The 22,277-nt window shown below is 65.8% G+C and carries 22 protein-coding genes; 14 read left to right on the top strand and 8 right to left on the bottom strand.

Annotation, left to right across the window (positions count from 1 at the left end):
- The first annotated feature begins 59 nt into the window (after positions 1-59).
- Positions 60-1,346: an NAD(P)/FAD-dependent oxidoreductase gene (locus tag ACLB6G_RS07265; RefSeq protein WP_410355478.1), complete on the top strand. Its 1,287-nt coding sequence runs from the start codon at positions 60-62 to the stop codon at positions 1,344-1,346.
- 87 nt (positions 1,347-1,433) lie between these two features.
- Here the strand turns inward: ACLB6G_RS07265 and ACLB6G_RS07260 are convergent, their stop codons facing one another.
- On the bottom strand, positions 1,434-2,093 hold the full coding sequence (locus tag ACLB6G_RS07260; RefSeq protein ID WP_410355477.1) for a uracil-DNA glycosylase: 660 nt from the start codon (positions 2,091-2,093) through the stop codon (positions 1,434-1,436).
- 1 nt (position 2,094) lies between these two features.
- On the bottom strand, positions 2,095-2,685 hold the full coding sequence (locus tag ACLB6G_RS07255; RefSeq protein WP_410355476.1) for a LabA-like NYN domain-containing protein: 591 nt from the start codon (positions 2,683-2,685) through the stop codon (positions 2,095-2,097).
- A gap of 266 nt (positions 2,686-2,951) precedes the next feature.
- Between ACLB6G_RS07255 and rpoZ the strand changes: the two genes are divergently transcribed.
- From rpoZ to ACLB6G_RS07200, 11 genes are all read left to right on the top strand, one after another.
- The gene (gene rpoZ, locus ACLB6G_RS07250; protein WP_410355475.1) at positions 2,952-3,356 is read left to right on the top strand and encodes a DNA-directed RNA polymerase subunit omega; all 405 of its coding nucleotides are present in this window, start codon (positions 2,952-2,954) and stop codon (positions 3,354-3,356) included.
- A 121-nt stretch (positions 3,357-3,477) separates the two neighbouring features.
- On the top strand, positions 3,478-5,694 hold the full coding sequence (locus tag ACLB6G_RS07245; protein WP_410355474.1) for a RelA/SpoT family protein: 2,217 nt from the start codon (positions 3,478-3,480) through the stop codon (positions 5,692-5,694).
- Positions 5,695-5,725: 31 nt separating this feature from the next.
- The gene (gene pyrE / locus ACLB6G_RS07240; protein ID WP_410355903.1) at positions 5,726-6,304 is read left to right on the top strand and encodes an orotate phosphoribosyltransferase; all 579 of its coding nucleotides are present in this window, start codon (positions 5,726-5,728) and stop codon (positions 6,302-6,304) included.
- Between the two features lie 198 nt (positions 6,305-6,502).
- The gene (locus ACLB6G_RS07235; protein ID WP_410355473.1) at positions 6,503-7,120 is read left to right on the top strand and encodes a DUF2062 domain-containing protein; all 618 of its coding nucleotides are present in this window, start codon (positions 6,503-6,505) and stop codon (positions 7,118-7,120) included.
- The gene (acpS, locus tag ACLB6G_RS07230; RefSeq protein WP_410355472.1) at positions 7,120-7,530 is read left to right on the top strand and encodes a holo-ACP synthase; all 411 of its coding nucleotides are present in this window, start codon (positions 7,120-7,122) and stop codon (positions 7,528-7,530) included. Before ACLB6G_RS07235 ends, acpS begins: the two co-directional genes overlap by 1 nt.
- 102 nt (positions 7,531-7,632) lie before the next feature.
- Positions 7,633-8,382 carry a signal peptidase I gene (gene lepB, locus ACLB6G_RS07225; RefSeq protein WP_410355471.1) on the top strand — a complete coding sequence of 250 codons (750 nt, stop codon included), beginning with the start codon at positions 7,633-7,635 and terminating at the stop codon, positions 8,380-8,382.
- 17 nt (positions 8,383-8,399) lie between these two features.
- Complete coding sequence (gene rnc, locus ACLB6G_RS07220) at positions 8,400-9,110, top strand: ribonuclease III (RefSeq protein WP_410355470.1); 711 nt, start codon at positions 8,400-8,402, stop codon at positions 9,108-9,110.
- Entirely contained in the window at positions 9,107-10,036 is a 930-nt protein-coding gene (gene era, locus ACLB6G_RS07215; protein ID WP_410355469.1) for a GTPase Era, read from the top strand. The genes rnc and era overlap by 4 nt, the downstream gene beginning before the upstream one ends.
- A 309-nt stretch (positions 10,037-10,345) precedes the next feature.
- Positions 10,346-11,095, top strand: a complete 750-nt coding sequence (recO, locus tag ACLB6G_RS07210; protein WP_410355468.1) for a DNA repair protein RecO — start codon at positions 10,346-10,348, stop codon at positions 11,093-11,095.
- On the top strand, positions 11,092-11,601 hold the full coding sequence (locus ACLB6G_RS07205; protein ID WP_410355467.1) for a PaaI family thioesterase: 510 nt from the start codon (positions 11,092-11,094) through the stop codon (positions 11,599-11,601). Before recO ends, ACLB6G_RS07205 begins: the two co-directional genes overlap by 4 nt.
- 27 nt (positions 11,602-11,628) lie before the next feature.
- Complete coding sequence (locus ACLB6G_RS07200; RefSeq protein ID WP_410355466.1) at positions 11,629-14,373, top strand: DUF2339 domain-containing protein; 2,745 nt, start codon at positions 11,629-11,631, stop codon at positions 14,371-14,373.
- Here the strand turns inward: ACLB6G_RS07200 and ACLB6G_RS07195 are convergent.
- The gene (locus ACLB6G_RS07195) at positions 14,342-15,580 is read right to left on the bottom strand and encodes an MFS transporter (protein WP_410355465.1); all 1,239 of its coding nucleotides are present in this window, start codon (positions 15,578-15,580) and stop codon (positions 14,342-14,344) included. The two genes, ACLB6G_RS07200 and ACLB6G_RS07195, sit on opposite strands and share 32 nt — an antisense overlap.
- Before the next feature lie 111 nt (positions 15,581-15,691).
- Positions 15,692-16,558, bottom strand: a complete 867-nt coding sequence (locus ACLB6G_RS07190) for a mechanosensitive ion channel family protein (RefSeq protein WP_410355464.1) — start codon at positions 16,556-16,558, stop codon at positions 15,692-15,694.
- 207 nt (positions 16,559-16,765) lie between these two features.
- Here ACLB6G_RS07190 and ACLB6G_RS07185 point away from each other — a divergent pair, with 207 nt between their 5' ends.
- Together ACLB6G_RS07185 and ACLB6G_RS07180 are read left to right on the top strand one after the other, a co-directional pair.
- Entirely contained in the window at positions 16,766-17,869 is a 1,104-nt protein-coding gene (locus ACLB6G_RS07185; RefSeq protein WP_410355463.1) for a peptidase C39 family protein, read from the top strand.
- Positions 17,866-19,323 carry a RimK family protein gene (locus tag ACLB6G_RS07180; protein WP_410355462.1) on the top strand — a complete coding sequence of 486 codons (1,458 nt, stop codon included), beginning with the start codon at positions 17,866-17,868 and terminating at the stop codon, positions 19,321-19,323. Before ACLB6G_RS07185 ends, ACLB6G_RS07180 begins: the two co-directional genes overlap by 4 nt.
- A gap of 15 nt (positions 19,324-19,338) precedes the next feature.
- On the opposite strand, the gene ACLB6G_RS07175 is transcribed toward ACLB6G_RS07180, so the two are convergent.
- The 4 genes from ACLB6G_RS07175 to ACLB6G_RS07160 all read right to left on the bottom strand — a co-directional run bounded on the left by ACLB6G_RS07175 (position 19,339) and on the right by ACLB6G_RS07160 (position 22,248).
- Positions 19,339-19,872: a tyrosine phosphatase family protein gene (locus tag ACLB6G_RS07175; RefSeq protein ID WP_410355461.1), complete on the bottom strand. Its 534-nt coding sequence runs from the start codon at positions 19,870-19,872 to the stop codon at positions 19,339-19,341.
- Positions 19,873-19,943: 71 nt separating this feature from the next.
- Entirely contained in the window at positions 19,944-20,561 is a 618-nt protein-coding gene (locus ACLB6G_RS07170; RefSeq protein WP_410355460.1) for a YfbR-like 5'-deoxynucleotidase, read from the bottom strand.
- On the bottom strand, positions 20,554-21,405 hold the full coding sequence (gene ygfZ / locus ACLB6G_RS07165; protein WP_410355459.1) for a CAF17-like 4Fe-4S cluster assembly/insertion protein YgfZ: 852 nt from the start codon (positions 21,403-21,405) through the stop codon (positions 20,554-20,556). The genes ACLB6G_RS07170 and ygfZ overlap by 8 nt, the downstream gene beginning before the upstream one ends.
- Before the next feature lie 72 nt (positions 21,406-21,477).
- Positions 21,478-22,248 carry a hypothetical protein gene (locus ACLB6G_RS07160; protein WP_410355458.1) on the bottom strand — a complete coding sequence of 257 codons (771 nt, stop codon included), beginning with the start codon at positions 22,246-22,248 and terminating at the stop codon, positions 21,478-21,480.
- Positions 22,249-22,277 lie beyond the last annotated feature (29 nt).

The raw sequence follows: 22,277 nt of genomic DNA, 5'->3' as shown, positions 1-22,277 counted from the left end.
GCGGCTGCGCGGCGTCGTGGCAGGCGTTTTGCCGTGCGGCTTTGACGAAGGAGGAAGCGATGGCGCATGTGGTGGTTCTCGGTGCCGGACTTGGCGGCACCATCATGGCCTACGAGATGAAGGATCAGCTCGGCCCGAATGACCGTCTGACCGTGGTCAACAAGGGCAGCACGTATTCCTTTGTTCCGTCAAATCCCTGGGTGGCGGTCGGCTGGCGAAAGCCTGAGGAGATCGAGGTCGATCTTGAGAAGACATTTGGCAAGCGCGGCATCGCGCTGGAACCGTGTGGTGCGAAACGCGTCCATCCGGCCGAGAACCGGATCGAACTCGAGGACGGCCGGTCGATTGACTACGACTATCTCGTCATAGCCACGGGCCCGGAACTGGCATTCGACGAGATCGAGGGCTTCGGCCCGGAATTCTTCACCCAGTCCGTCTGCCATGTCGACCATGCCTCGCAGGCCGCCGAGGCTGTGGAACGGCTGAAGAAAAACCCCGGACCGGTAATCATCGGCGCGGTGCAGGGTGCGTCCTGTTTCGGGCCGGCCTACGAATTCCTGTTCATTCTGGAAACGGCGCTGCGCCGCGCGAAGATCAGGGACCGCGTGCCGATGACCTTCGTCACTTCCGAACCCTATATTGGCCATCTCGGACTGGATGGCGTCGGCGATACCAAGGGCCTGCTCGAATCTGCCATGCGCGACAAGCACATCAAGTGGATAACCAACGCCAAGGTGAAGAAGGTCGAGGAAAGCACGCTGCACATTGACGAAGTGGGCGAGGACGGTCAGGTGAAGAAGGAAACGGCGCTGCCGATGGCCTTCACGATGATGCTGCCCGCCTTCCGCGGCGTCGACGCCGTGAAGGGCATCGAGGGGCTGACCAATCCGCGCGGCTTCATCCTCGTGGATGAGCATCAGCAGAACCCCACCTTCAGGAACGTGTTTTCCGTCGGTGTCTGCGTCGCCATTCCGCCCATGGGCCCGACACCGGTTCCGGTCGGCGTGCCGAAGACCGGTTTCATGATCGAATCCATGGTCACGGCGACGGCCCACAATATCGGAAACCTGATCAGGGGCGGCAAGCCGGACGCCAGAGGCACGTGGAACGCGGTCTGCCTTGCCGATTTCGGTGACAGCGGCATCGCCTTCGTGGCCCAGCCCCAATTGCCGCCGCGCAATGTCAACTGGTCATCGCAGGGCAAGTGGGTTCATGCCGCCAAGATCGGTTTCGAAAAGTATTTCCTGCACAAGATCCGGGCCGGCACGTCGGAACCGTTCTATGAGAAGCTGGCTTTGAAGGTGCTGGGCATCGACAAGCTCAAGGAAGTCCGCATGGACGACTGAGCGCCACGGATCCGTCATGGCGTTGAACACGGGCCGGGGGCGACACCTCCGGCCTTTTTTCGGTGCGGTCCGCAAATTCCGGTGCCGTCAGGCGAGATACCCGGCCACGTCCTCGAACACGCTGCGGAACATGGCCTCGGTGAGCCGTCCGGTATTCGTGTTGTAGCGGGAGCAGTGATAGCTGGAGAAGATGGCCGTCCCGCCGATCTCGCTGCGCGCGCCATGGCCGAAGGGATGCGCCGCCACGCGCCCGCCAAGCGCCCGGATCGTGGAATCATGGGCGATCTTGCCCAGTGTCACCACTGCCTGCAGGTTCTCGAACCGAGCGATGGTGGCAGACAGGAATTGCCGGCAGGTATTGATTTCCGCGCCGACCGGTTTGTTTTCCGGCGGAACGCAGCGCACCGCGTTGGTGACCGCCGCGCCGGTCAGTTCGAGGCTGTCGTCGGGCCGGGCCTCGAAGGTGCCGTTCGCGAAGCCGAATGCCTTCAGCGTGGTGTAGAGCAGGTCGCCGGCATAGTCGCCGGTGAAGGGACGGCCCGTGCGGTTCGCGCCGCGCAGGCCTGGCGCCAGCCCGACGACGAGCAGGCGCACATGGCTTTCGCCGCGCTGGTCGGCGAAGGTGGGAACCGGGGCATTATGCCAGTCCGGCTCGCGCGTGCGCCAGAGGGCAATGAAGTCATGCAGGCGCGGGCACAGCGCGCAATCGCGCGGCGGTTCGCTCCGCGCCGCGTAAGCGGCGGCCATCTCAGTAATCGTCGTCCTCGAAATCGTCCTCCGTCACCGGCGCGCGGCGCGGGGCGGCGCGCTCTGACGGATCGCGGCCGACCTTGTCCTTCAGGCTGGCCAGATCGATGAAATGGTCCGCCTGGCGGCGCAGGTCGTCGGAAATCATGGGCGGCTGAGACGTCATGGTGGAGACCACCGAAACCTTGCGGCCCTTGCGCTGAAGGGCATCGACGAGGATGCGGAAATCGCCGTCACCAGAGAAGATCACGAAATGATCGACGCTTTCCGACAGTTCCAGGGCATCAATGGTCAGTTCGATATCCATGTTGCCCTTGATCTTGCGCCGGCCCGAGGCGTCGGTGAATTCCTTGGCCGGTTTCGTGACGACCTTGTAGCCGTTGTAGTCCAGCCAGTCGATCAGCGGACGGATCGAGGAATACTCCTGGTCCTCCACCAGGGCGGTGTAATAGTAGGCGCGGAGAAGATACCCTTTCTCGTTGAAATGGGTCAGCAACTTTCGGTAGTCGATGTCGAAACCAAGCGCCTTCGAGGTTGCGTAAAGGTTGGCTCCGTCAATGAAAAGCGCGAGCTTCTCGCGGGGATCGAACATCTTGGTCACCTCGTTGTGGAATCGCACTTTTCCGGTGTTCGACGTTCCGGCGCATGCATGTCGTGTTTTTGTCTCTAGGGGCAGCACGTCACGCTTGAACTATCTGTTGTATCTTACGATGCCAAGGAAAATCGGATTTCCGCCATATTCTTTTCCGAGTTTGTGGCAAGGGAAGGGGTGCTGACGCCTTGCGTCGCGGACGTGTTTTCTGTATGCACCCGCTTTGCCCTCCCTCAGATGCACGGAATTGAAGAAAGAGGCATTCCATGGCCCGCGTCACCGTTGAAGATTGCATTGACAAGGTCACGAACCGGTTTGACCTGGTTCTGCTCGCCAGCCATCGCGCCCGCCAGATCTCGCAGGGTGCGCCGATCACGGTCGATCGCGACAATGACAAGAATCCGGTCGTGGCCCTGCGCGAGATCGCCGACGAGATGCTGTCGCCGGGCGACCTGAAGGAAGACCTGATCCACTCGCTGCAGAAGCATGTCGAGGTCGACGAACCGGAAGCCGACGTTCCGGCAGCCATCGACAAGCCGGCCGAAGAAACGGTGGAAGCGGCGATGGACGACACCGCGGACGAGCCGGTTGCCTTCGACCGGATGTCGGAGGAAGACCTGCTGGCCGGCATCGAGGGCCTTGTCGCGCCCGAGAAGAACGACGATTTCTGATGATGGGCGCCGCCGCGCGGCCTTCCGCCTGCGCGCCGGACGGATTATCACTGTGGCATGCGCCGCTCCGGAACCGGTGTGGCGCATGTTCTGTTTCGACTGTACGGGAACCTGAAAGCCCATGATGCGCCAGTACGAGCTTGTGGAACGCGTCCAGCGCTACAAGCCCGATGTCAACGAGGCCCTGCTGAACAAGGCCTATGTCTATGCCATGCAGAAGCATGGCCATCAGAAGCGCGCTTCGGGCGATCCCTATTTCTCCCATCCGCTGGAAGTCGCGGCCATCCTCACCGACATGCACCTCGACGAGTCCACCATCGCGGTGGCGCTCCTGCATGACACGATCGAGGACACCGACGCCACCCGCAAGGAAATCGACGAGCTTTTCGGCGACAATATCGGCAAGCTGGTCGAGGGACTGACCAAGCTCAAGAAGCTCGACCTGGTGTCCAAGAAGGCCGAGCAGGCGGAAAACCTGCGCAAGCTCCTGCTGGCCATTTCAGACGATGTGCGCGTGCTGCTGGTCAAGCTCGCCGACCGGCTTCACAACATGCGCACGCTGGACCACATGCGCGAGGACAAGCGCCGCCGCATCTCCGAGGAGACCATGGAGATTTACGCGCCGCTGGCCGGGCGTATGGGCATGCAGGACATGCGCGAGGAACTGGAGGAACTGGCCTTCCGTCACATCAATCCGGAAGCCTGGCGCATGGTCACCGAGCGCCTGGAAGGATTGATGAGCCGCAATGCCGGCGTCATCGGCGAGATCGAGCAGCAGCTTTCCGAGGTCTTCCAGAGAAGCGGCATCAAGGCGGATGTGAAGAGCCGGCAGAAGAAGCCCTGGTCGATCTTCCGCAAGATGGAATCCAAGGCGTTGTCCTTCGAGCAGCTTTCCGACATTTTCGGTTTCCGCGTCGTCGTCGATGCGCTGGACGACTGCTATCGCGCGCTCGGTGCTATCCACACCACATGGTCCATGGTGCCCGGCCGGTTCAAGGACTACATCTCCACGCCCAAGAGCAACGATTACCGGTCCATCCATACCACCATCGTCGGGCCGTCGCGCCAGCGCGTCGAATTGCAGATCCGCACGCGCGGCATGCACGCCATCGCCGAGTATGGCGTTGCCGCCCACGCCATCTACAAGGACAAGGCCACCAGCGCGCTGACCGACGGCCATGCCATTTCCCGTGATACCAACGCCTATGCCTGGCTGCGCCGCACCATCGAGCAATTGTCGGAAGGCGACAATCCGGAGGAATTTCTCGAGAACACCAAGCTGGAACTGTTCCATGACCAGGTGTTCTGTTTCACCCCGAAAGGCGCGCTGATCGCCCTGCCGCGCGGCGCCACGCCCATCGATTTTGCCTACGCCGTTCACACCGATGTCGGCGACACATGCGTCGGCGCCAAGATCAATGGCCGCATCATGCCGCTGATCACGGAACTGAAGAACGGCGACGAGGTGGAGATCGTGCGCTCCAAGGCCCAGGTGCCGCCCGCCGCCTGGGAGTCCGTGGTCGTCACCGGCAAGGCCCGCGCCGCCATCCGCCGCGCCACGCGCGCGGCCATCCGCAAGCAGTATTCCGGCCTCGGGGTCCGCATCCTCGAAAGGGCCTTCGAGCGCGCCGGCAAGACCTTCTCGCGCGAATCGCTCAAGCCGGTCCTGCATCGTCTCGGCCACAAGGAGATCGACGATGCGCTGGCCGCCGTCGGCCGGGGCGAACTGCCCTCCGGCGATGTCATGCGCGCCGTCTTTCCCGACTACAAGGACGAGCGCGTCACGCCGGCGCGCGCCGAGAAGGGGGCAGGCTGGTTCAACCTGCGCAATGCGTCGGGCATGGTGTTCCGCATTCCCGGCCAGAAGGACGCCGACGCCAATCCGCGCAACGCACTGCCGATCCGCGGCGTGCGCGGCGACCTGCCCGTCAATTTCGCGCCCGAGGGCGCGGTGCCGGGCGACCGCATCGTCGGCATCATGACGCCGGGCTCCGGCATCACCATCTATCCCATCCAGTCGCCCGCCCTGACCGCCTTCGACGACCAGCCCGACCGCTGGATCGACATCCGCTGGGACATCGACGAGGCCTCCGGCGAGCGGTTTCCCGCCCGCATCTCGGTCAATGCTATCAATGCGCCGGGCTCGCTGGCCGAGATCGCGACCGTCATTGCCGAATCGGACGCCAACATCCACAAGCTGACCATGGTGGAAACCGCGCCGGATTTCACCGAGATGGTCGTGGACCTGGAGGTCTGGGACCTCAAGCACCTGACACGCCTGATCGCCAGGCTCAACGAGACGGCCAGCGTCGGCCAGGCCCGCCGGGTCCACGGCTGACGCCGCGCCAAGGGGAACAGCGCCCATGACCATGACGACCGAAGACGTGCTTGCCATCTTCCGCGAGGCAGGCGCCGTCCTGGAAGGCCATTTCATCCTGACTTCCGGGCTGCGCAGCCCGGTCTTCCTGCAGAAGGCCCGCGTCTTCATGCATGCCGGAAAGACCGAGACCTTGTGCCGTGCGCTGGCGGAAAAGATCCGGCAGGCCGTGCCGGGACGCATCGACTACGTGGTCGGCCCTGCGATCGGCGGGTTGATCCCGGCCTATGAGACCTCGCGCCACCTCGGCGTTCCGGCCGTCTGGGTGGAGCGCGAAAACGGCGAATTCCGCCTGCGCCGCTTCGAGATGGAGGAGGGCGCCCGCGTCGTCATCGTCGAGGATATCGTCACCACCGGCCTGTCGATCCGCGAGACGGTGGAGGCAATGCGCAAGATCGGGGCCGAGGTCGTCGCGGCGGCCTGCATCATTGACCGTTCGGCGGGCAAGTGCGATGTCGGCGTGCCGCTCGTCGCCCTCGCCGAATACGAGGTGCCGGCCTATCCGGCCGACGCGCTTCCGCCCGAACTTGCCGCAATTCCGCCAGTAAAGCCCGGTAGCCGGAACATCTGAAAGCCTTGCCGGCCTTGCATCGGCAACAGGGCCTGGGCCGGCGGCTTTTTGCTTGCTCCGGCCGAACCGGAAAGCCTACATAGCGGCATCGGGTTCGGGTTTTCGCGCGGCGGGAAAGCGGCGGCCGAAAAGAAAGGTTTAACGGTCCGGATCTAAGGTCGGACCGGGGTTGGCGATGTTCGCCGGGGAATTGGGTGAATGCTATTCAGGCGGCGCAAGAAAGCGGATTTTATGGAACGTGCGCGCACGTTTTTCTGGCCCCGCCGGTCGTTCCTGCGCTCCGCCCAGTATTTCATCAAGCGCGTGCTGCGCCTGTCGGCCACGCCCCATGCCATCGCGGCCGGTGTCGCGGCCGGCGTGTTCGCCTCCTTCACCCCTTTCCTGGGTTTCCATTTCGTCATCGCGGCAGGTCTCGCCTGGCTGATTTCGGGCAACGTGCTGGCCTCCGCGCTCGGAACGGCTGTCGGCAACCCGCTGACCTTTCCCTTCATCTGGGCCGCCACGTTCAAGATCGGCCAGATCATCACCGATGGCGGCTTCGGCCAGGTCCACAAGCACATCAACCTGTTCAAGCTGTTCGCGGACCTCGAGTTCTCGCAGCTCTGGCAGCCGGTTCTCAAGCCCATGGCCGTTGGCGCCATTCCGCTCGGCATTGCCTTCGCCGCCGGCTTCTACTTCCTGACGCGCTGGTCCGTCGCCGCCTTCCGCGAGCAGCGCCGCAAGCGCCTGGCCGACCGTGCCCGCAAGCGCGCCGCGCGCATGGCGGCCCGCCATGCCGCCGGTCATCTGCCCCCCGACAACGCGGCGCTGGGCTGATGATCATCGGACTCGGATCGGACCTGATCGACATTCGCCGGGTGGAGCGCTCCCTGGAGCGCTTCGGCCAGCGCTTCACGGACCGCATCTTCACCGAGGTCGAGCGCGCGAAATCCGACCGCCGCAAGGAGCGCGCCGCATCCTATGCCAAGCGGTTTGCCGCCAAGGAAGCCTGCGCCAAGGCCCTTGGAACCGGCCTGTCGGGCGGTGTCTTCTGGCGCGACATGGGCGTGGTCAACCTGCCGGGCGGCAAGCCGACCATGAACCTGACCAATGGCGCGCTCGCCCGCCTGCGCTCCATGGTGCCGGCCGGCCACAGGCCGGTCATCCACCTGACGATCACGGATGATTTTCCGCTTGCCCAGGCCTTCGTGATCATCGAGGTGCTCCCCGACGCGCTGGAATCCTGACCCTGCGCGATGCGGGGCTCTTGCTGAGCCGGCGCGGGATGTGCGCCGTTGCAGCCGGCCTTTCGAGCCGCTAAGAGGAACGCCGGACTCAAAGAGGAAGACATGAGCGTGGCTGACAAATCCCAGAAGAAATCCGGTGGTCTCCTCGAGATCGTCAGCGTCATCGCACAGGCGCTGATCCTGGCCGTCATCATCCGTTCATTGTTCTTCCAGCCCTTCTCCATTCCCTCCGGATCGATGCGCCCGACCCTGCTGGAAGGCGACTACCTGTTCGTCAACAAGTGGGCCTATGGCTATTCGCGCCATTCCTTTCCCTTTTCGCCGAACCTTTTCGAGGGACGCATCTGGGCCGGCGAGCCCGAGCGCGGCGACGTGGTCGTGTTCAAGTTCCCGCCCGATCCCTCGCTGGATTACATCAAGCGCGTGATCGGCCTGCCGGGCGACCGCATCCAGATGCGCGACGGCGCCCTCTACATCAACGGCGAGGCGGTCAGGCGTGAAAAGGTCGGACAGATCGACAATCCGGACATCACCGAGATGAACCGCCCGGTGGATGTCTGGCGTGAGACCCTGCCAAACGGCGTCAGCTATGACACGCTCGACATAACCGCCAACGGCATCTCCGACACGACGCGCGAATTCACGGTCCCGCCCGGCCACTATTTCATGATGGGCGACAACCGCGACAATTCCAACGACAGCCGCATGAGCGTCGGTTTCGTGCCCTACGAGAACCTCGTCGGCAAGGCCACGGTGATCTTCTTCTCCGTCAGCGGCGGTTCGAGTCCGCTGGAAGTCTGGCGCTGGCCCTCTGACCTGCGCATCGACCGGCTCTTCACCGGCATCAACTGACCTGGCGGGAGAACGTATTGAGCCGCGCAAAAAGGACGGGGGAGGCACTGGCGGCTGAGATCGGGCGCCTGACGGGCCACCGGTTCGCCGATCCCGCCCGCCTGGAACGGGCCATGACCCATGCCAGCGCGCGCCGGACCGGCGGCGCCGATTACGAACGGCTGGAATTCCTGGGCGACCGGGTGCTGGGCCTGGTGATCGCCGAACTGCTGTTCAGCGCCTTTCCCTCCGCCAACGAGGGCGAGTTGTCGGTGCGCCTGAACCAGCTTGTCAGCGCGGAGACCTGTGCGGCGGTGGCCGAGGAGATCGGCCTGCACGAATTCATCATCACCGGTGCCGAGATCAGGTCGCTGGCCGGACGCAAGCGCATGAACCTGCGCGCCGACGTCATGGAATCGGTCATCGCCACCATCTATCTCGACGGCGGGCTGGATGCCGCACGCCCGTTCATCCTGAAACACTGGGCCGGACGGGCGAAGGCCGAAGGCGCGGGACGGCGCGATCCCAAGACCGCGCTGCAGGAATGGGCACACCGCCAGGGCGGCCTCGTGCCCGTCTATGTGGTTGAAAGCCGGGAAGGCCCGGATCATGATCCGGTCTTCGCCGTCAGCGTGACCGTCGGCAAGCGCGCGCCCGAACACGGGGCCGGCCGCTCCAAGCGGGCCGCGGAACAGGAAGCGGCCACGAAACTCCTCATTCGCGAAGGCGAATGGGAGGAGGAACAATGAACGAAGACACGTCCAGTCCCGCCGCGGAAACCCGCGAGACCCGCTCCGCCTTCGTCGCGCTCATCGGCGCGCCCAATGCCGGCAAGTCCACGCTTCTGAACCGTCTCGTCGGCGCGAAGGTCTCCATCGTCACCCACAAGGTGCAGACGACGCGCGCCCTCGTTCGAGGCGTCGCGATCAGGGATGCAAGCCAGATCGTCTTCGTCGATACGCCGGGCATCTTCAAGCCGCGCCGCCGCCTCGACCGCGCCATGGTCTCCACCGCATGGTCGGGCGCCCGCGACGCCGATATCGTCTGCTTCCTCATCGATGCCGAACGCGGCCTGAAGGGCGATGCGCTCGACATCCTGGAAAGCCTGAAAGAGGTGCGCCAGCCCAAGGTGCTGGTCATCAACAAGATCGACACGGTGAAGCGTGACAGCCTGCTGGCGCTTGCCGCGGCGGCCAACGAGGCGGTCGCCTTCGATGCGACCTTCATGATTTCCGCGCTCAACGGTTCAGGCTGCGACGACCTGATGTCCTGGCTGGCAAGCAAGGCCGTGCCGGGGCCCTGGTACTATCCGGAAGACCAGATCTCCGACCTGCCCATACGCCAGCTTGCCGCCGAGATCACCCGCGAAAAGCTTTATCTTCGCCTGCATCAGGAATTGCCCTATTCCTCCCATGTCGAGACGGAACGCTGGCAGGAGCAGAAAAACGGGTCCGTGCGCATCGACCAGGTCATCTATGTCGAGCGCGACAGCCAGAAGAAGATCATCCTTGGCCGCAAGGGCGAGACGATCAAGGCCATCGGCCAGGCCGCGCGCGAGGAACTGGCCGAAATCCTCGAACAGCCGGTTCACCTCTTCCTGTTCGTCAAGGTGCGTGAAAACTGGGGCGACGATCCCGAACGCTACCGGGAAATGGGGCTGGACTTTCCGGGCTGACGTGTGGAACGTCGGCCCATGAAGTGGAGAGACACAAGGAATTTCAGCGAAAGTTGCAGACTTTCGCGCTCGCGAAATTGCGTGGGGAAAAGCCGGTTTCAGCGAAAGTTGCAGACTTTCGCGCTCGCGAAATTTGCGTGGGGAAAAGCCGGTTTCAGCGAAAGTTGCAGACTTTCGTGCTCGCGAAATTTGCGTGGGGAAAAGCCGGTTTCAGCGAAAGTTGCAGACTTTCGCGCTCGCGAAATCGCGCTTGGGACAAGCGTCGTTTCCACTCTGGACTTCCCGCCGCATGAGGTAGATCGTCGGCCGATGGAGTGGAGAGACGAAGGCATCGTTCTGGGCACCCGCAGGCATGGCGAGACGAGCGTCATCCTGGAAGTGATGTCGCGCGCCCATGGGCGCCATCTGGGGATGGTGCGCGGCGGGCGTTCGCGGTCCATGCAGCCCGTCCTGCAACCCGGCAACCGGGTGGACCTGGCATGGCGCGCCCGCCTGGACGAGCACATGGGCACCTTCCAGGTGGAACCGCTGGAGCATCATGCCGCGCGCCTGTTTGCCAGCGCCACCGGCGTCTACGGCCTTCAGGCCTGCGCCGCGCATCTGCGCCTTCTGCCCGAGCGCGATCCCCATCCCCGTCTCTACGAGACGCTTGGCATCCTGCTCGGCCATCTCGACGACCCGCAGGGCGCCGGCGAACTCTTCGTGCGTTTCGAACTCATGGTGCTGGATGAACTGGGTTTCGGCCTCGACCTGGCCCGCTGCGCGGCCACGGGAACGGCCGAGGACCTGGCATGGGTGTCGCCGAAGACCGGCCGGGCGGTCAGCCGCGCCGCCGGCGAACCCTGGGCGGACAGGCTGCTGGTGCTGCCGGGTTTCCTGACGCGCGGCGCCGCCCGCCGCGCCGATGGCGAAGGCCTGGACCGCGCCCTGCGGCTGACGGCCCATTTCTTTGCCCGCCATGTCTGGGAGCCGAGAGGCATGACGGAACCGCAGGAAAGGGCAGGCCTTGCCCAGGCCTTGCGGAAGCATTTCGGCACGAATGAGGGCACGGCCGCATGAGCGGATGGCGCGAACGCTTGGATGAGGCGAGGCGGAAGCGCGAGTACGGCACGATACCGCTGGCCGATATCGCCCGCTATTCCGGGCTGGACCTGATGCGCCGGATGATCGAGGGAACCTATCCGCCGCCCTCCATCGGCGGCGCGCTGGATTTCGTGCTGACGGAGGCCGAAGAGGGCCGCGTCGTCTTCACCGGCTGGCCTTCCGAGGCGCATCTCAACCCGATGGGCACCGTGCATGGCGGGTGGGCGGCGACGATCATGGATTCCGCGCTTGCCTGCGCCGTTCACACCACATGCGCGCCGGGCGAGGCATCCACAACGGTGGAATTCAAGGTCAACCTGGTCCGTCCGGTCCTGCCTGGCATGGGCGAGTTGACCTGCGAGGGCAGGGTGGTCCATCGGGGCCGCAACCTTGCCGTTTCCGAAGCAACGCTGCGCGGCCCCGACGGCAAGACGCTGGCCTTCGGTACGGAAACCTGCTCAATTCTGCGCATGCCGGGTTGATCCGGTCGGCAACGGGAGGCGGGACCCGTGTTCTACATCGATTTCATGGAATTGCTCGTGCTGGCCGGTGTCTTGCTCGTCGGCTTCTGGGTGCTGCTCAACCGGTTGCGCAAGCTCGAACGCCGCGTGGCGGAAACCGAGAAAAGCCTGTTGGCAATCGCCGGCCGCTTCACCCCCGCCGGCCCTGTCCTTCCCGCCGCCCAGCGCGTTGCTGCGGACGCCGCCGCGCCGTCCGGCACCGGACCCGTGGCGGCAACGGTGCCGCCGGCCACGCCGCCTGACGCCGCCTTTCCGCCACCCCTTCCGCCGGACCTGCCGCCCGCGCGTGCCGAACCCGCCGAACGGCCCGCACGCTCCCTGGAGGAGACCATCGGCAGCCGCTGGGCCATCTGGGTCGGCGGTCTGGCCTTCGCGCTCGGCGGGCTCTTTCTCGTGCGCTACTCCATCGAGGCCGGCCTGTTCAGCCCTGCCGTGCGCATGGGCGTCGCCACGGTCGCCGGATTGGTGGCGCTGGCCGGCGGCGAATTCATCCGCCGCCGCGAAGGGCAACCCGGCCTCGCTACGGATCGCGCCGCCCATGTCCCCGCCATCCTGACCGCCGCCGGCCTTGCCATCCTCTTCGGCGTCGCCTTCGCCGCCCATGCCGTCTATGGCTGGGTCCCGTCTGCGGCCGGCTTCCTCATGATGGGGCTCGTCTCGCTGGCCGCCATCGCCTTGGCCATACCCCACGGCACCGCGCTGGCCGGCCTTGGCCTCGTCGGCTCTTTCGCCACGCCTGTGCTGGTGGCCTCGACCGAGCCCAATCCCTTCGCCCTGTTCGGCTTCCTGTCAGCCGTTCTCATCGCCGCCGCGGCGCTGGCCCGCCTGAAGGACGCGGCATGGGTGCTGGTGCTGGGTCTGGCCGGAACCGGTATCTGGCTCGTGCTCGACGGGCGCTTTTCCCCGTTGCCGTCGCCCTGGGCCAGCCTGATGGCGCTCGCCGCCATGGTCGCTGCCATGGGCGGGATCTGGCTGTCGCGCCGTCCGGCGCCGGAAAACCTCGGTCTTGCCATTGCCGGACGTACCGGCCTGCCGGTCTTCGCCGGTGCCCTGATCGCGCTGGTCGCCGCGCTGTACGGCCTCGGCCTGCAGGGCCTTGAGTTGGGTGCCGTGCGCCATGCCGCCGCCATCGCCGCCCTCCTGCTCGTGGCCATGGCGCTCTGGCGGCCGGGCGGCATACACGGTGCGCCGGCCGGCGCTCTATTGCTCTGCGGCCTTCTTGCCGGCTGGATGCTGACCCGCTTCGACGTGATCGGCATCGTCATCGACCTGTTCGACCTGCAGCAGGGCGGTCGCGTCGTCGCCATCGGCGCGGGACCGGGCGAGGGCGCGTTCCTCGCCTATGCAATCGGCTTCGGCCTGCCCGTGCTCGCTGCCGGCCTGCTCATGGCCTGGCGCCTTGCGGGCGCACGCCTGACCGCCATGCTGTGGGCCTTTTCCGCCGTTCTGGCTCCGCTTGTCACGCTCGCGCTCGCGGTGGGCAATTACGCCCGCTGGGACGAGGATTTCGCCTACGGCCCCGGCGCGCTGGCCCTGGCCGCGATCCTTGCCGCTGCCGCCTTCGGCATCTGGCGCCGCGAGGAAGGCGGACGCCCCTTGCTTTCCGCATCGGCCCTGCTGTTCCTTGCCGCGGCCCTGCCGCTCGGCGTCGCGGTCCATCTGCTCACCACCGCCGCATGGACCGGCATCGTGCTCGCCATCCTGGCGCTGGGCCTTGCCGCCTCGCTGGCGCGCGGCGGCCATCCCGTTTTCGCCTGGATCGCCGTCCTTGGCGCCGCCGCCGTGCTGGCCCGCTTCGGTCTCGATCCGTCCGTGGCGGGCCATGGCGACCTGTCGGCCACGCCGCTGCTCAACTGGCTGACACCCGGCTATTTCGGGCCGGCTCTGGCCTTCGCCGCCGCCGCGTGGATCCTGCGCCGCACGGATGCCGCGACACCGGCCCGCCTCATGGAAGCCTTTGCCCTGACCGCCGGGATGGCCGGGGCCGCCATGCTGGTCCGCCACGCCATGCAGGGCGGCGTCCTGTCTCTGGAAGGTCCGGTGACGCTCGGCGAACAGGCGCTCTATACGATCCTGCTGCTGGGCGTCTCGCTGGCGCTGGTGCGTCTCGATGACCGTGCCCCAAGCCCGGTCTTCCGTCTTGCCTCCATGGGCCTCGGCCTTGCCGGGGCGGCCATGGCGCTGGTCCAGCATCTCGTCGTGCTCAATCCCTATTTCACCAACCGCTTCGTCGGTGACTGGCCGCTGGTGAACCTTGTCGGGGCGGCCTATCTGCTGCCGGGCCTCATGGCCTCGCTCGTCGCCTGGCAGGCGGTCACGCGCCGCCCGCGCGTCTATGTGTTCGCCATGGCCGGCATGGCCGCGCTCATGCTCTTCGCCTGGCTCAACCTGGAAATCCGCCGCTTCTGGCAGGGGCCGTTCCTCGGCGACTGGAAGGGCGCCAGCGCGGGCGAGACCTACAGCTATTCCGCCGCCTGGCTTGTCGCCGGCCTCGCGCTGCTGGCCGCGGGCCTGCGCCTGGACCGGCAGGGCCTGCGTTTGGCTTCCGGCATCCTCGTGCTGCTGACCGTGCTCAAGGTCTTCCTGTTCGACATGGCCGAACTGGAAGGCGTGCTGCGTGCTGCCTCCTTCATGGGGCTCGGCGTCTGCCTCATCGGCATCGGCCTGTTCTACCAGCGGGTACTGGGCCGGGTGAGGGCGCCTACTGTGCCGGCTGAAGGGCAGGGCGGCTGACCGGCGCCTCGCGGATCGGCCAGTGCACCGCGGCGGCGAACAGGCCGAGCGCCACGCCGAGCCACCAGACGATGTCGTAGGAGCCGGTCGAATCGCGCAGGTAGCCGCCGAGCCATACGCCGAGGAACGAGCCGATCTGGTGCGACAGGAAGACGATGCCGCCCAGCATCCCCAGATGCCGGGTGCCGAAGAAGATGGCGACCAGTCCGTTGGTCGGCGGCACCGTGGAAAGCCACAGCAACCCCATGAGGATGGCGAAGGTGACGACCATGGCCGGGCTGTGCGGCAGGAGCAGGAAGGCCGTGACCAGCGCCGAGCGCGCCAGGTAGATATAGGCCAGGAAGACCGGCTTGGAGTGGCGCTGTCCGATCACGCCCGATGCCAGCGATCCGATGATGTTGAACAGCCCGATCAGCGCCATGGCGATGACCGCATAGCGCGCCTCGATGCCGATGTCGGCCAGATAGGCCGGGAAATGGGCGGTGATGAAGGCCACCTGGAAGCCGCAGACGAAGAAGCCCGCCACCAGCAGCACATAGCTCCTGTGCGCGAAGGCTTCCGCCAGCGCTTCCCGCACCGTCTGCTCCGCCTCCGCCTGGGCGATCGGCGACGACTTCGAATTACCTGTCAGCGGGATGGCGAGTACCGGGATGACCAGCATGAGCGCGCCCATCCACACCAGCGCATCGGCCCAGCCCAGTGCCTCGATCATGCCCTGCGACAGCGGCGCGAACACGAACATGCCCGCCGATCCGGCCGCAGTTCCCATGCCGAAGACCATGCTGCGGTGTTCCGCCGACACATTGCGCGCGAAAGCCGCCAGCACGATGCCGAAGGAACCCGACGCGATGCCCAGCCCGATCAGCACGCCGCCGCTGATATGCAGGACCGCGGGCGTTGTCGCCACCGACATCAGGACGAGGCCGGCCGAATAGAGGATGCCGGACAGCGCCAGCACCCGCCACGTCCCGAACTTGTCGGCGATGGCCCCGAAGACCGGCGTGCCGAGGCCCCAGAAGATGTTCTGGATCGCCATTGCCAGTCCGAAGGTCGTCCGGTCGAAGCCGCGATCCTCCAGCATGGGGATCAGGAAGAAACCCATGGCCGAGCGCGGCCCGAAGGTCATCAGCGCGATCAGGCAGCCACAGGCCACCAGGAGGACGGGAAAGGAACGTGCGGTGCTCGCGCTCGCGCTTTTGGCGGACATGGTCGGGATCTCCGGCATATGAGCGCCGGACAATTCCCGATCCCGGCCGTCAGGTCAAACGAAAAGCCGTGGGCGATCGGATCAGCCGTTTTGATCCGTTCGCCCGCCGGATCAGGCCGCGGCACCCGGTTTGGCTTGCGTGGGGATGTAGTGGATGTCGCGTTGCGGGAAGGGAATGGTCAGTCCCGCCGCCTCGAAACGCTCCTTGGCCAGATGTGTCAGGTCGCGGCTGGTCGTCCACCAGTCCGCTGTCGTCGTCCAGTAGCGGCAGGTCACATCCACCGCGCTGTCGCCCAGCCCGGAGACGAAGATGTAGGGCTCCGGGTCCGCCAGCACACGCTCGTCCTGCGCCATCAGGTCCCGGTAAATCTCCATGGCCTTGTTGATGTCGTCGTCATAGGCGATGCCGATGACGAGGTCGTTGCGCCGCGTCGGGTTGCGCGAGTAATTCGTCACCGCCTGGCTCCAGAGTTCGGAATTGGGCGCCAGCAGGAAGAGCCCGTCCAGCGTCTTGAACTCGGTGGCGAAGAGGCCGATTTCCTCCACCGTGCCCATGGTGCCGCCCGCCTGGATGAACTCGCCGTTCTTGAAGGGGCGCAGCACCAGAAGCATGATGCCTGCCGCCACGTTCTGCAGCGTGCCCTGTAGCGCCAGGCCGATGGCAAGGCCGGCCGCGCCGAGGGCTGCGATGATCGAGGCGGTCTGAACGCCGAATTGCGACAGTACGGTCACCAGAACGATGGCCAGCACGCCATAGCGCACGATCTTGGACAGGAACTTGCGCAGCGTCTCGTCGAAACCCTTCCAGGAGCCAAGGCCGCGATAGGCCCATCGCTCCATCATGCCTGCCACGATGAAGCCGATGATCAGGATGACGACGGCACCGATCACCGAGAAGGCGTATTGCACGACCAGCGCGGAAAGGCCGGTCATGGCCCCTTGCACGGCGGCGACCGTGCTTTCGGCGGAAAAGTCCATGAATTGCTCCTTGTGTCTGCCCGGACAAAGTAAATCGCCACGATAACGCACCACCGTCCGGGCGGTTCCGTCGCGGCCACAATTCAGCCGCAATGCGGGCGCTAACGCGTTTTGCTGCTTGCGCGGATGAAGGCCGCACGCAGGCGTCCGGCCCCATGCCGGTCCGACCGGCCTTGTACCCCACGCGTTGTACCCCTTGTGGCATCCATGACAACAGCCCTGCGCCGGGCCACGCAGTCCGATATCGAACAGCTGGTTGCCCTCGAAAACGCCGTTTTCGACGCGGACCGGATCTCGCGCCGTTCCTTCCGCCAGCTCATCGACCGCGAGACCGCCGAAACCATCGTCGCCGAGACCGGCGGGCGCATTTGCGGCTATGCCATGGTGCTGTTCCGCAAGGGAACGGCGGTGGCGCGGCTCTACTCCATCGCCGTCCTGCCGTCCGCCGGCGGGTCCGGGCTCGGCGCGCATCTGCTGGAAGCAGCCGAGGATGCCGCCTTCGGTCATGGCCGCATGGTGTTGCGGCTCGAGGTGCGCGAGGACAATGCCCGCGCCATCGGACTTTACGAGCGGCGGGGCTATCGCAGGATCGGCCGCTATCTGGACTATTATGCCGACCACACGACGGCGCTTCGCTACGAGAAGCTTCTGCGCGGTGCCACGCAGCATCGCACCTCGGTTCCCTATTACGAGCAGACGGCCGATTTCACCTGCGGGCCGTGCTGCCTGATGATGGCCTTGGCCCACTACCGGCCCGGCTTCCAGCCTTCCCCGCTCATGGAAATCCGCCTTTGGCGCGAGGCGACCACGGTGTTCATGCTGTCCGGCCCCGGCGGCTGCGAACCGCACGGCATTGCCGTCACCGCTGCACTGAACGGGCTCTCCGCCGAGGTCATCGTTTCGGAGGAAGGACCGCTTTTCCTCCAGTCCGTGCGGTCGCAGGAAAAGCGGCGCGTGATGGAACTCGCCCAGGCCGATTTCCGCCAGCGCGCCGCCGGCCTTGGCATTCCCGTGTCGGTGCGGACCTTCACCCTGGAGGATATCCGCACGGCATTGGCCGACGGCAAGCTGGTGGCCGTGCTCGTCTCGGGTTTCATCATGTTCGGCAAGAAGGTGCCGCACTGGGTACTGGCCATCGGCGATGACGGCGCCCACATTTTCGTTCACGACCCATGGGTGGAGGACGAGGCCGGCGAGACCGTTGCCGACGCGGCCAACATTCCCATACCCCATTCGGTCTTCATGGCCATGGCGCAGTTCGGCAAGCCGCCGCTGCGCGCGGCCGTTCTTCTGGGAGGAAAGCAGGCATGACATGGGTCATCCTGACCGGCAAGGCAAACGACATTGACCAGGCGCAGACCCCGCACAAGGTCATCACCATCCGCGATTACCTGACGCATCCCAACCTGTTTCGCGGCCAGCGGCCAAAGATCATCAATCTTGCCGGTTCCTATGCCTACCAGAGCCGCGGCTATTATGCCTCGCTGCTGGCCTCCTCGCGGGGCCACCGGGTCATTCCCTCCGTCGAGACCATGATCGACCTGTCGGAGCCCAAGCTCTACGAGAACGCATTGCCGGATCTGGAACAGGCGCTCAACGCCTCGCGCAAGGGTTTGGAGCCCTTCGCGGCCAACCGGGTCCGCTTCTTCTTCGGCATCGGTCCCTCGAAAGGCTGGGAGCGCTTCGGCCGCCTTCTCTTCGACTGGTTCCGCGCGCCCTCGCTGGAAGTGGTGATCGAGCCCGGCGAGTGGATCCGCATCCGCCGCATCGGCTTCCATCCGGTCTCGCGCATGGATGCCGGCGAGAAGGAGCGTTTCCTTGCCGCCCTGGAATCCCATACCGCGCGCGAATGGCGTGACCGCAAGTCGCGGACCCCGGCGCGCTATTCCTTTGCCGTGCTGGTCGATCCCAAGGAGGAATTGCCGCCGTCGAGCATTTCCTCGCTCAAGTACTGGGCGCGCATCGCCGCGCGCATGGGGGTGGAGGTCGAACCGATCACCAGGAAGGACCTGGCGACGCTGGCCAATTATGACGCGCTGTTCATCCGCGAGACCACGTCGATCTCCAACCATACCTACCGCTTTGCCCGCCGCGCCCAGCAGGAAAACATGCCGGTGATCGACGATCCGCTGTCGATGATCCGTTGCACCAACAAGGTCTACCTGCACGAACTGATGGGCGTGAACGGCGTGCCGGTGCCGCCGAGCGTCATCATCGCCGGCCCGGGCGACCTTGACCGGGCCGCCCGCGATCTGGGCTTTCCCATGGTGCTGAAAATCCCCGACAGCGCCTTTTCACGCGGCGTCAAGAAGGTCGCCGACCTGGATGCGCTGAAGGCGCTGGCAGCCAAGTGGCTGGAGGATTCCGACCTCATCATCGCGCAGAAATTCCTGCCCACCGCCTTCGACTGGCGCGTCGGCGTGCTGGGCGGCCAGCCGCTTTTCGTCGTGCAGTACCTGATGGCCAAGAAGCACTGGCAGATCGTCAACCATGAGACCGGCGGCAAGCCGCAGGAGGGCGGCTTCCGTTCCTTCTCGCTGGCCGAGGCGCCGCCCGAGGTGATCGACATCGCCGTTCGCGCCGCCCGCTGCATCGGCGACGGGCTTTATGGCGTGGACCTGAAGGAGACGCCGGAAGGTGTCGTCGTCATCGAGGTCAACGACAACCCCAATCTGGAACACGGCGTCGAGGATGCGGCCGAGAAGGACGCGGTCTGGATGAAGCTCACGCAATGGTTCATCGACCGGCTTGAGAGGCAGGGCTAGGCCCGGCGGCGGGGTTCAGCCTGCCACCAGCGCATCCACATCCAGCGGCAGCACGAAGGTCTGTCCCTGGTAGGCCATGTCGCCAAGGCCGATGGTTTCGATGGCGGTTGTCATCCGGCCTTGCCGGCCGAGCAGCGTGTCGGCCGTGCTGACCAGCAGCCGGTTCGGCGTCGCGGTCGTGGAATTGGCGCGGATATGGCGCGCAACCGTCATCTCGTCGAGATCGGGATTGAGTGCGCAGGCCGTGATGAACGCGCCCGCGGTGGAGCGCGATATGCCTGCGAAGCAGTGGATGACGAGCGGGCTGGAGCGATCCCAGGCACGCACGAAATCCAGCAATTGGCGCACATGCGCCTCGCCGGGCGGCGTCATGCCGTCCATGGCCATGTCGATGTCGTGCATGCCGAGAAACAGGTGGCGGTCCGCCGCCACCGAAACCGGTCGCGTGACAGGCGTTCCCTCGTTGATCAGCGTGACGATGTGGCTCGCGCCGTGCTGTTCGACGGTGTCGTGCAGCCTTGCCAGCGAAGTGACGACGATATGCGGCATGGCCGGCTCCTCCCCGAGGGCGCCCTGCGCCCGGTGCTCCCGCATTCCGCTGCGAATGGCAGCAAGGCGGTTCAGCGTTTTGTGTTGCGCGCCGCCTCGATGGCCTCGAAACGGGCGATGAATTCCCTTTGTACGATATGGGCGGGCTTCGGGTCGAGATCGAACTGTGCGGCAAAAAATCCGCGCGGCCGGCCGAAATATTTCACCGCTTCCCGTTCCGAGAAACCGGCCAGTTCGGTGGCCTCGAAATAGGCCGAGACGATGTCGGCGCGCTTGATGGCGGTCTTCAGCGTCCGCGCCATGCGCGCCGGCAGGCCGAAGCGCAGGTGGATGGCCTCCTGCAGGCGTTCCTCCACCACCTTGTAGCCGCCGCCCATCACCGCCTTGAAGGGCGAGATCATGTCGCCGATCACGTATTCCGGCGCGTCGTGCAGCAGCGCGGCCAGTTGCTGGTCGGCGGAAGCGGCAGGCACCATCGCCATGAAGACCTGTTCCACGATGAGGGAATGCTGCGCCACGGAAAAGGCATGGTCGCCCGCCGTCTGCCCGTTCCAGCGCGCCACGCGCGCCAGACCGTGGGCGATGTCCGCGATCTCGACATCCAGGGGCGAGGGGTCGAGCAGGTCGAGCCGGCGCCCCGACAACATGCGCTGCCAGGCCCTGGGCGGCGCTTCCGGCCGGTCAGCCATCGTCCGGCGTGTCCCCGGCCGTGTCGGGAAAGCGGTAGGTCACGTGCGGCGGAAGCGAAAGCGTCACCGCGACGCCGCCCGCGCTGACCGGTGAGCCGGCGTCCATGGCCGCCTTCACCCGGTCGATGCGCGCCAGCGCCAGGCCCGACGCGCCATCCACCGACCCCAGGGCGCCGACCGGCTTGCCGCCGGCCTCCAGCGCCGTGCCGGGCGCGGGCAGGGCGCCTTCGCCCGAAACGAGCAGGATGCGCCGGCGTGCGGTGCCGCGATGCTGCATGCGCGAGACCACCTCCTGGCCCACGAAGCAGCCCTTGCGGAAGGAGACGCCGCCGGTCTGGTCCAGCCCCGCGTCATGCGGGAAGGCGTCGCCCTCGGCGTAATCGCTCCCGGCTTCGGCGACACCATGGGCAATCCGCAGCGCTGTCCATTGCGCCAGGTCATCCTTGCCCTCCGGCGCGCCATAGTGGCGCCAGACCCCGATGCCGGGAAAACGCTTGTCGCGCAAGGCACCCGCAGGCGGTGAATCGGTTTCCCAGGAAACGGATGCAGCCGCCTGTTCCGCAACGCTGATCTCGACCTTTGCCCGCAGCTTGTAGAGCATCAGGCGCCGCGCGAAGTCACCTGCCGACGCGGCCAGGCAGTCCAGCCGGAAGGCATCGTCGCCGGCACGGCCGGCGAGGAAGTCGAACATGATCTTGCCCTGCGGCGTCAGCAGCGCGCCCGGCGCCAGGATGCCCGGTTCCAGGCCCTCGATGTCGCAGGTGACAAGATTGTGCAGGAAATGCGCCGCCTCCGGTCCCCTGACCGTGATGAGGGCGCGATCGTCCAGCAAGACGGATGGCATGGCGTGTCTCCGGTGTTCGGGAGCCATCATCTATGCGCCGCGCCCCCGTCCGGCAAGGGCAGGCAGGGCCGTTCAGTCGCCGGCCACGAAGAAGACCCAGCGTCCCTCCGGGGTGATGCCGGCACGGTAGAAGATATAGGCGCCGAAGGCCTGCATGTCCTCGTAGTCGCCGGCGGTCACCAGCTTGAACAGTTCCACCTTCTGCGGCGGCGTCAGCTTGTCCAGCGGCGTGGCGTAGAAATAGGGCCAGACATAAAGCTCCTGTTCGGTGCCCGGGTCCATGCGCACGAATCCCGCTTCCAGCACTTCCAGCAGGATGGCCAGGATTTCCTGTCCCTGCCCGTCGCCCGATGTGCCGCGCAGGAAGGCGATCGGGTCGCTTTCGATGCCGCCGAAGGACAGCGAGGTCATGTTTTCGCCCGTGCCCAGCAGCGGGCGCAACCGTTCCACCTCGCCGGTCCTGGCCGCTTCCATGATGAGTTCGCGCATCCTTTGCACCGGTTCCGGCAGGGCCGAGATGTCGCGCAGGATTTCCGGCACAGGAATGTCGCGGGGCCTTGCGGTTTCGCCACCGTCCGGATCGCCGGGTTCTTCCGTGCCGTCCGGCTCCGGTTGCGGCTCGTTGGAAAGGGCCGGCAATTCGTTCGGCAGGGGCACGGGTTCGACCATGACCGGCGGCGGCGCGGCCTCTTCGGCCGGTTGCGCGCCGTCGGAACCGGTTGCGGGCGCCTCGTCGCGCTTGAGTTCGCTCAGCGCGTTTGCCGGCAGGCCCGCGCACAGGAAGATGGACAGGGAAAGAAGAAACGCGATCGCCGCTCTGCCGGGACGAAGAGTCGAAATCATGTCAAGGATCTCCCGCTCAGGCGAGAGGA

It is taken from the genome of Zhengella sedimenti, from assembly GCF_046506625.1.
Lineage (GTDB): Bacteria > Pseudomonadota > Alphaproteobacteria > Rhizobiales > Rhizobiaceae > Zhengella > Zhengella sedimenti.
The sequence above is the reverse complement of the archived record's forward strand: the minus strand, read 5'-3'. Positions and strand labels throughout refer to the sequence as shown.

Coding starts and splice junctions, on each gene's coding strand:
- ACLB6G_RS07265 (WP_410355478.1), top strand. CDS start 60: ATGGCGCATGTGGTGGTTCTCGGTGCCGGACTTGGCGGCACCATCATG.
- ACLB6G_RS07260 (WP_410355477.1), bottom strand. CDS start 2,093: ATGGCCGCCGCTTACGCGGCGCGGAGCGAACCGCCGCGCGATTGCGCG.
- ACLB6G_RS07255 (WP_410355476.1), bottom strand. CDS start 2,685: ATGTTCGATCCCCGCGAGAAGCTCGCGCTTTTCATTGACGGAGCCAAC.
- rpoZ (WP_410355475.1), top strand. CDS start 2,952: ATGGCCCGCGTCACCGTTGAAGATTGCATTGACAAGGTCACGAACCGG.
- ACLB6G_RS07245 (WP_410355474.1), top strand. CDS start 3,478: ATGATGCGCCAGTACGAGCTTGTGGAACGCGTCCAGCGCTACAAGCCC.
- pyrE (WP_410355903.1), top strand. CDS start 5,726: ATGACGACCGAAGACGTGCTTGCCATCTTCCGCGAGGCAGGCGCCGTC.
- ACLB6G_RS07235 (WP_410355473.1), top strand. CDS start 6,503: ATGCTATTCAGGCGGCGCAAGAAAGCGGATTTTATGGAACGTGCGCGC.
- acpS (WP_410355472.1), top strand. CDS start 7,120: ATGATCATCGGACTCGGATCGGACCTGATCGACATTCGCCGGGTGGAG.
- lepB (WP_410355471.1), top strand. CDS start 7,633: ATGAGCGTGGCTGACAAATCCCAGAAGAAATCCGGTGGTCTCCTCGAG.
- era (WP_410355469.1), top strand. CDS start 9,107: ATGAACGAAGACACGTCCAGTCCCGCCGCGGAAACCCGCGAGACCCGC.
- recO (WP_410355468.1), top strand. CDS start 10,346: ATGGAGTGGAGAGACGAAGGCATCGTTCTGGGCACCCGCAGGCATGGC.
- ACLB6G_RS07205 (WP_410355467.1), top strand. CDS start 11,092: ATGAGCGGATGGCGCGAACGCTTGGATGAGGCGAGGCGGAAGCGCGAG.
- ACLB6G_RS07195 (WP_410355465.1), bottom strand. CDS start 15,580: ATGTCCGCCAAAAGCGCGAGCGCGAGCACCGCACGTTCCTTTCCCGTC.
- ACLB6G_RS07190 (WP_410355464.1), bottom strand. CDS start 16,558: ATGGACTTTTCCGCCGAAAGCACGGTCGCCGCCGTGCAAGGGGCCATG.
- ACLB6G_RS07185 (WP_410355463.1), top strand. CDS start 16,766: ATGACAACAGCCCTGCGCCGGGCCACGCAGTCCGATATCGAACAGCTG.
- ACLB6G_RS07180 (WP_410355462.1), top strand. CDS start 17,866: ATGACATGGGTCATCCTGACCGGCAAGGCAAACGACATTGACCAGGCG.
- ACLB6G_RS07175 (WP_410355461.1), bottom strand. CDS start 19,872: ATGCCGCATATCGTCGTCACTTCGCTGGCAAGGCTGCACGACACCGTC.
- ACLB6G_RS07170 (WP_410355460.1), bottom strand. CDS start 20,561: ATGGCTGACCGGCCGGAAGCGCCGCCCAGGGCCTGGCAGCGCATGTTG.
- ygfZ (WP_410355459.1), bottom strand. CDS start 21,405: ATGCCATCCGTCTTGCTGGACGATCGCGCCCTCATCACGGTCAGGGGA.
- ACLB6G_RS07160 (WP_410355458.1), bottom strand. CDS start 22,248: ATGATTTCGACTCTTCGTCCCGGCAGAGCGGCGATCGCGTTTCTTCTT.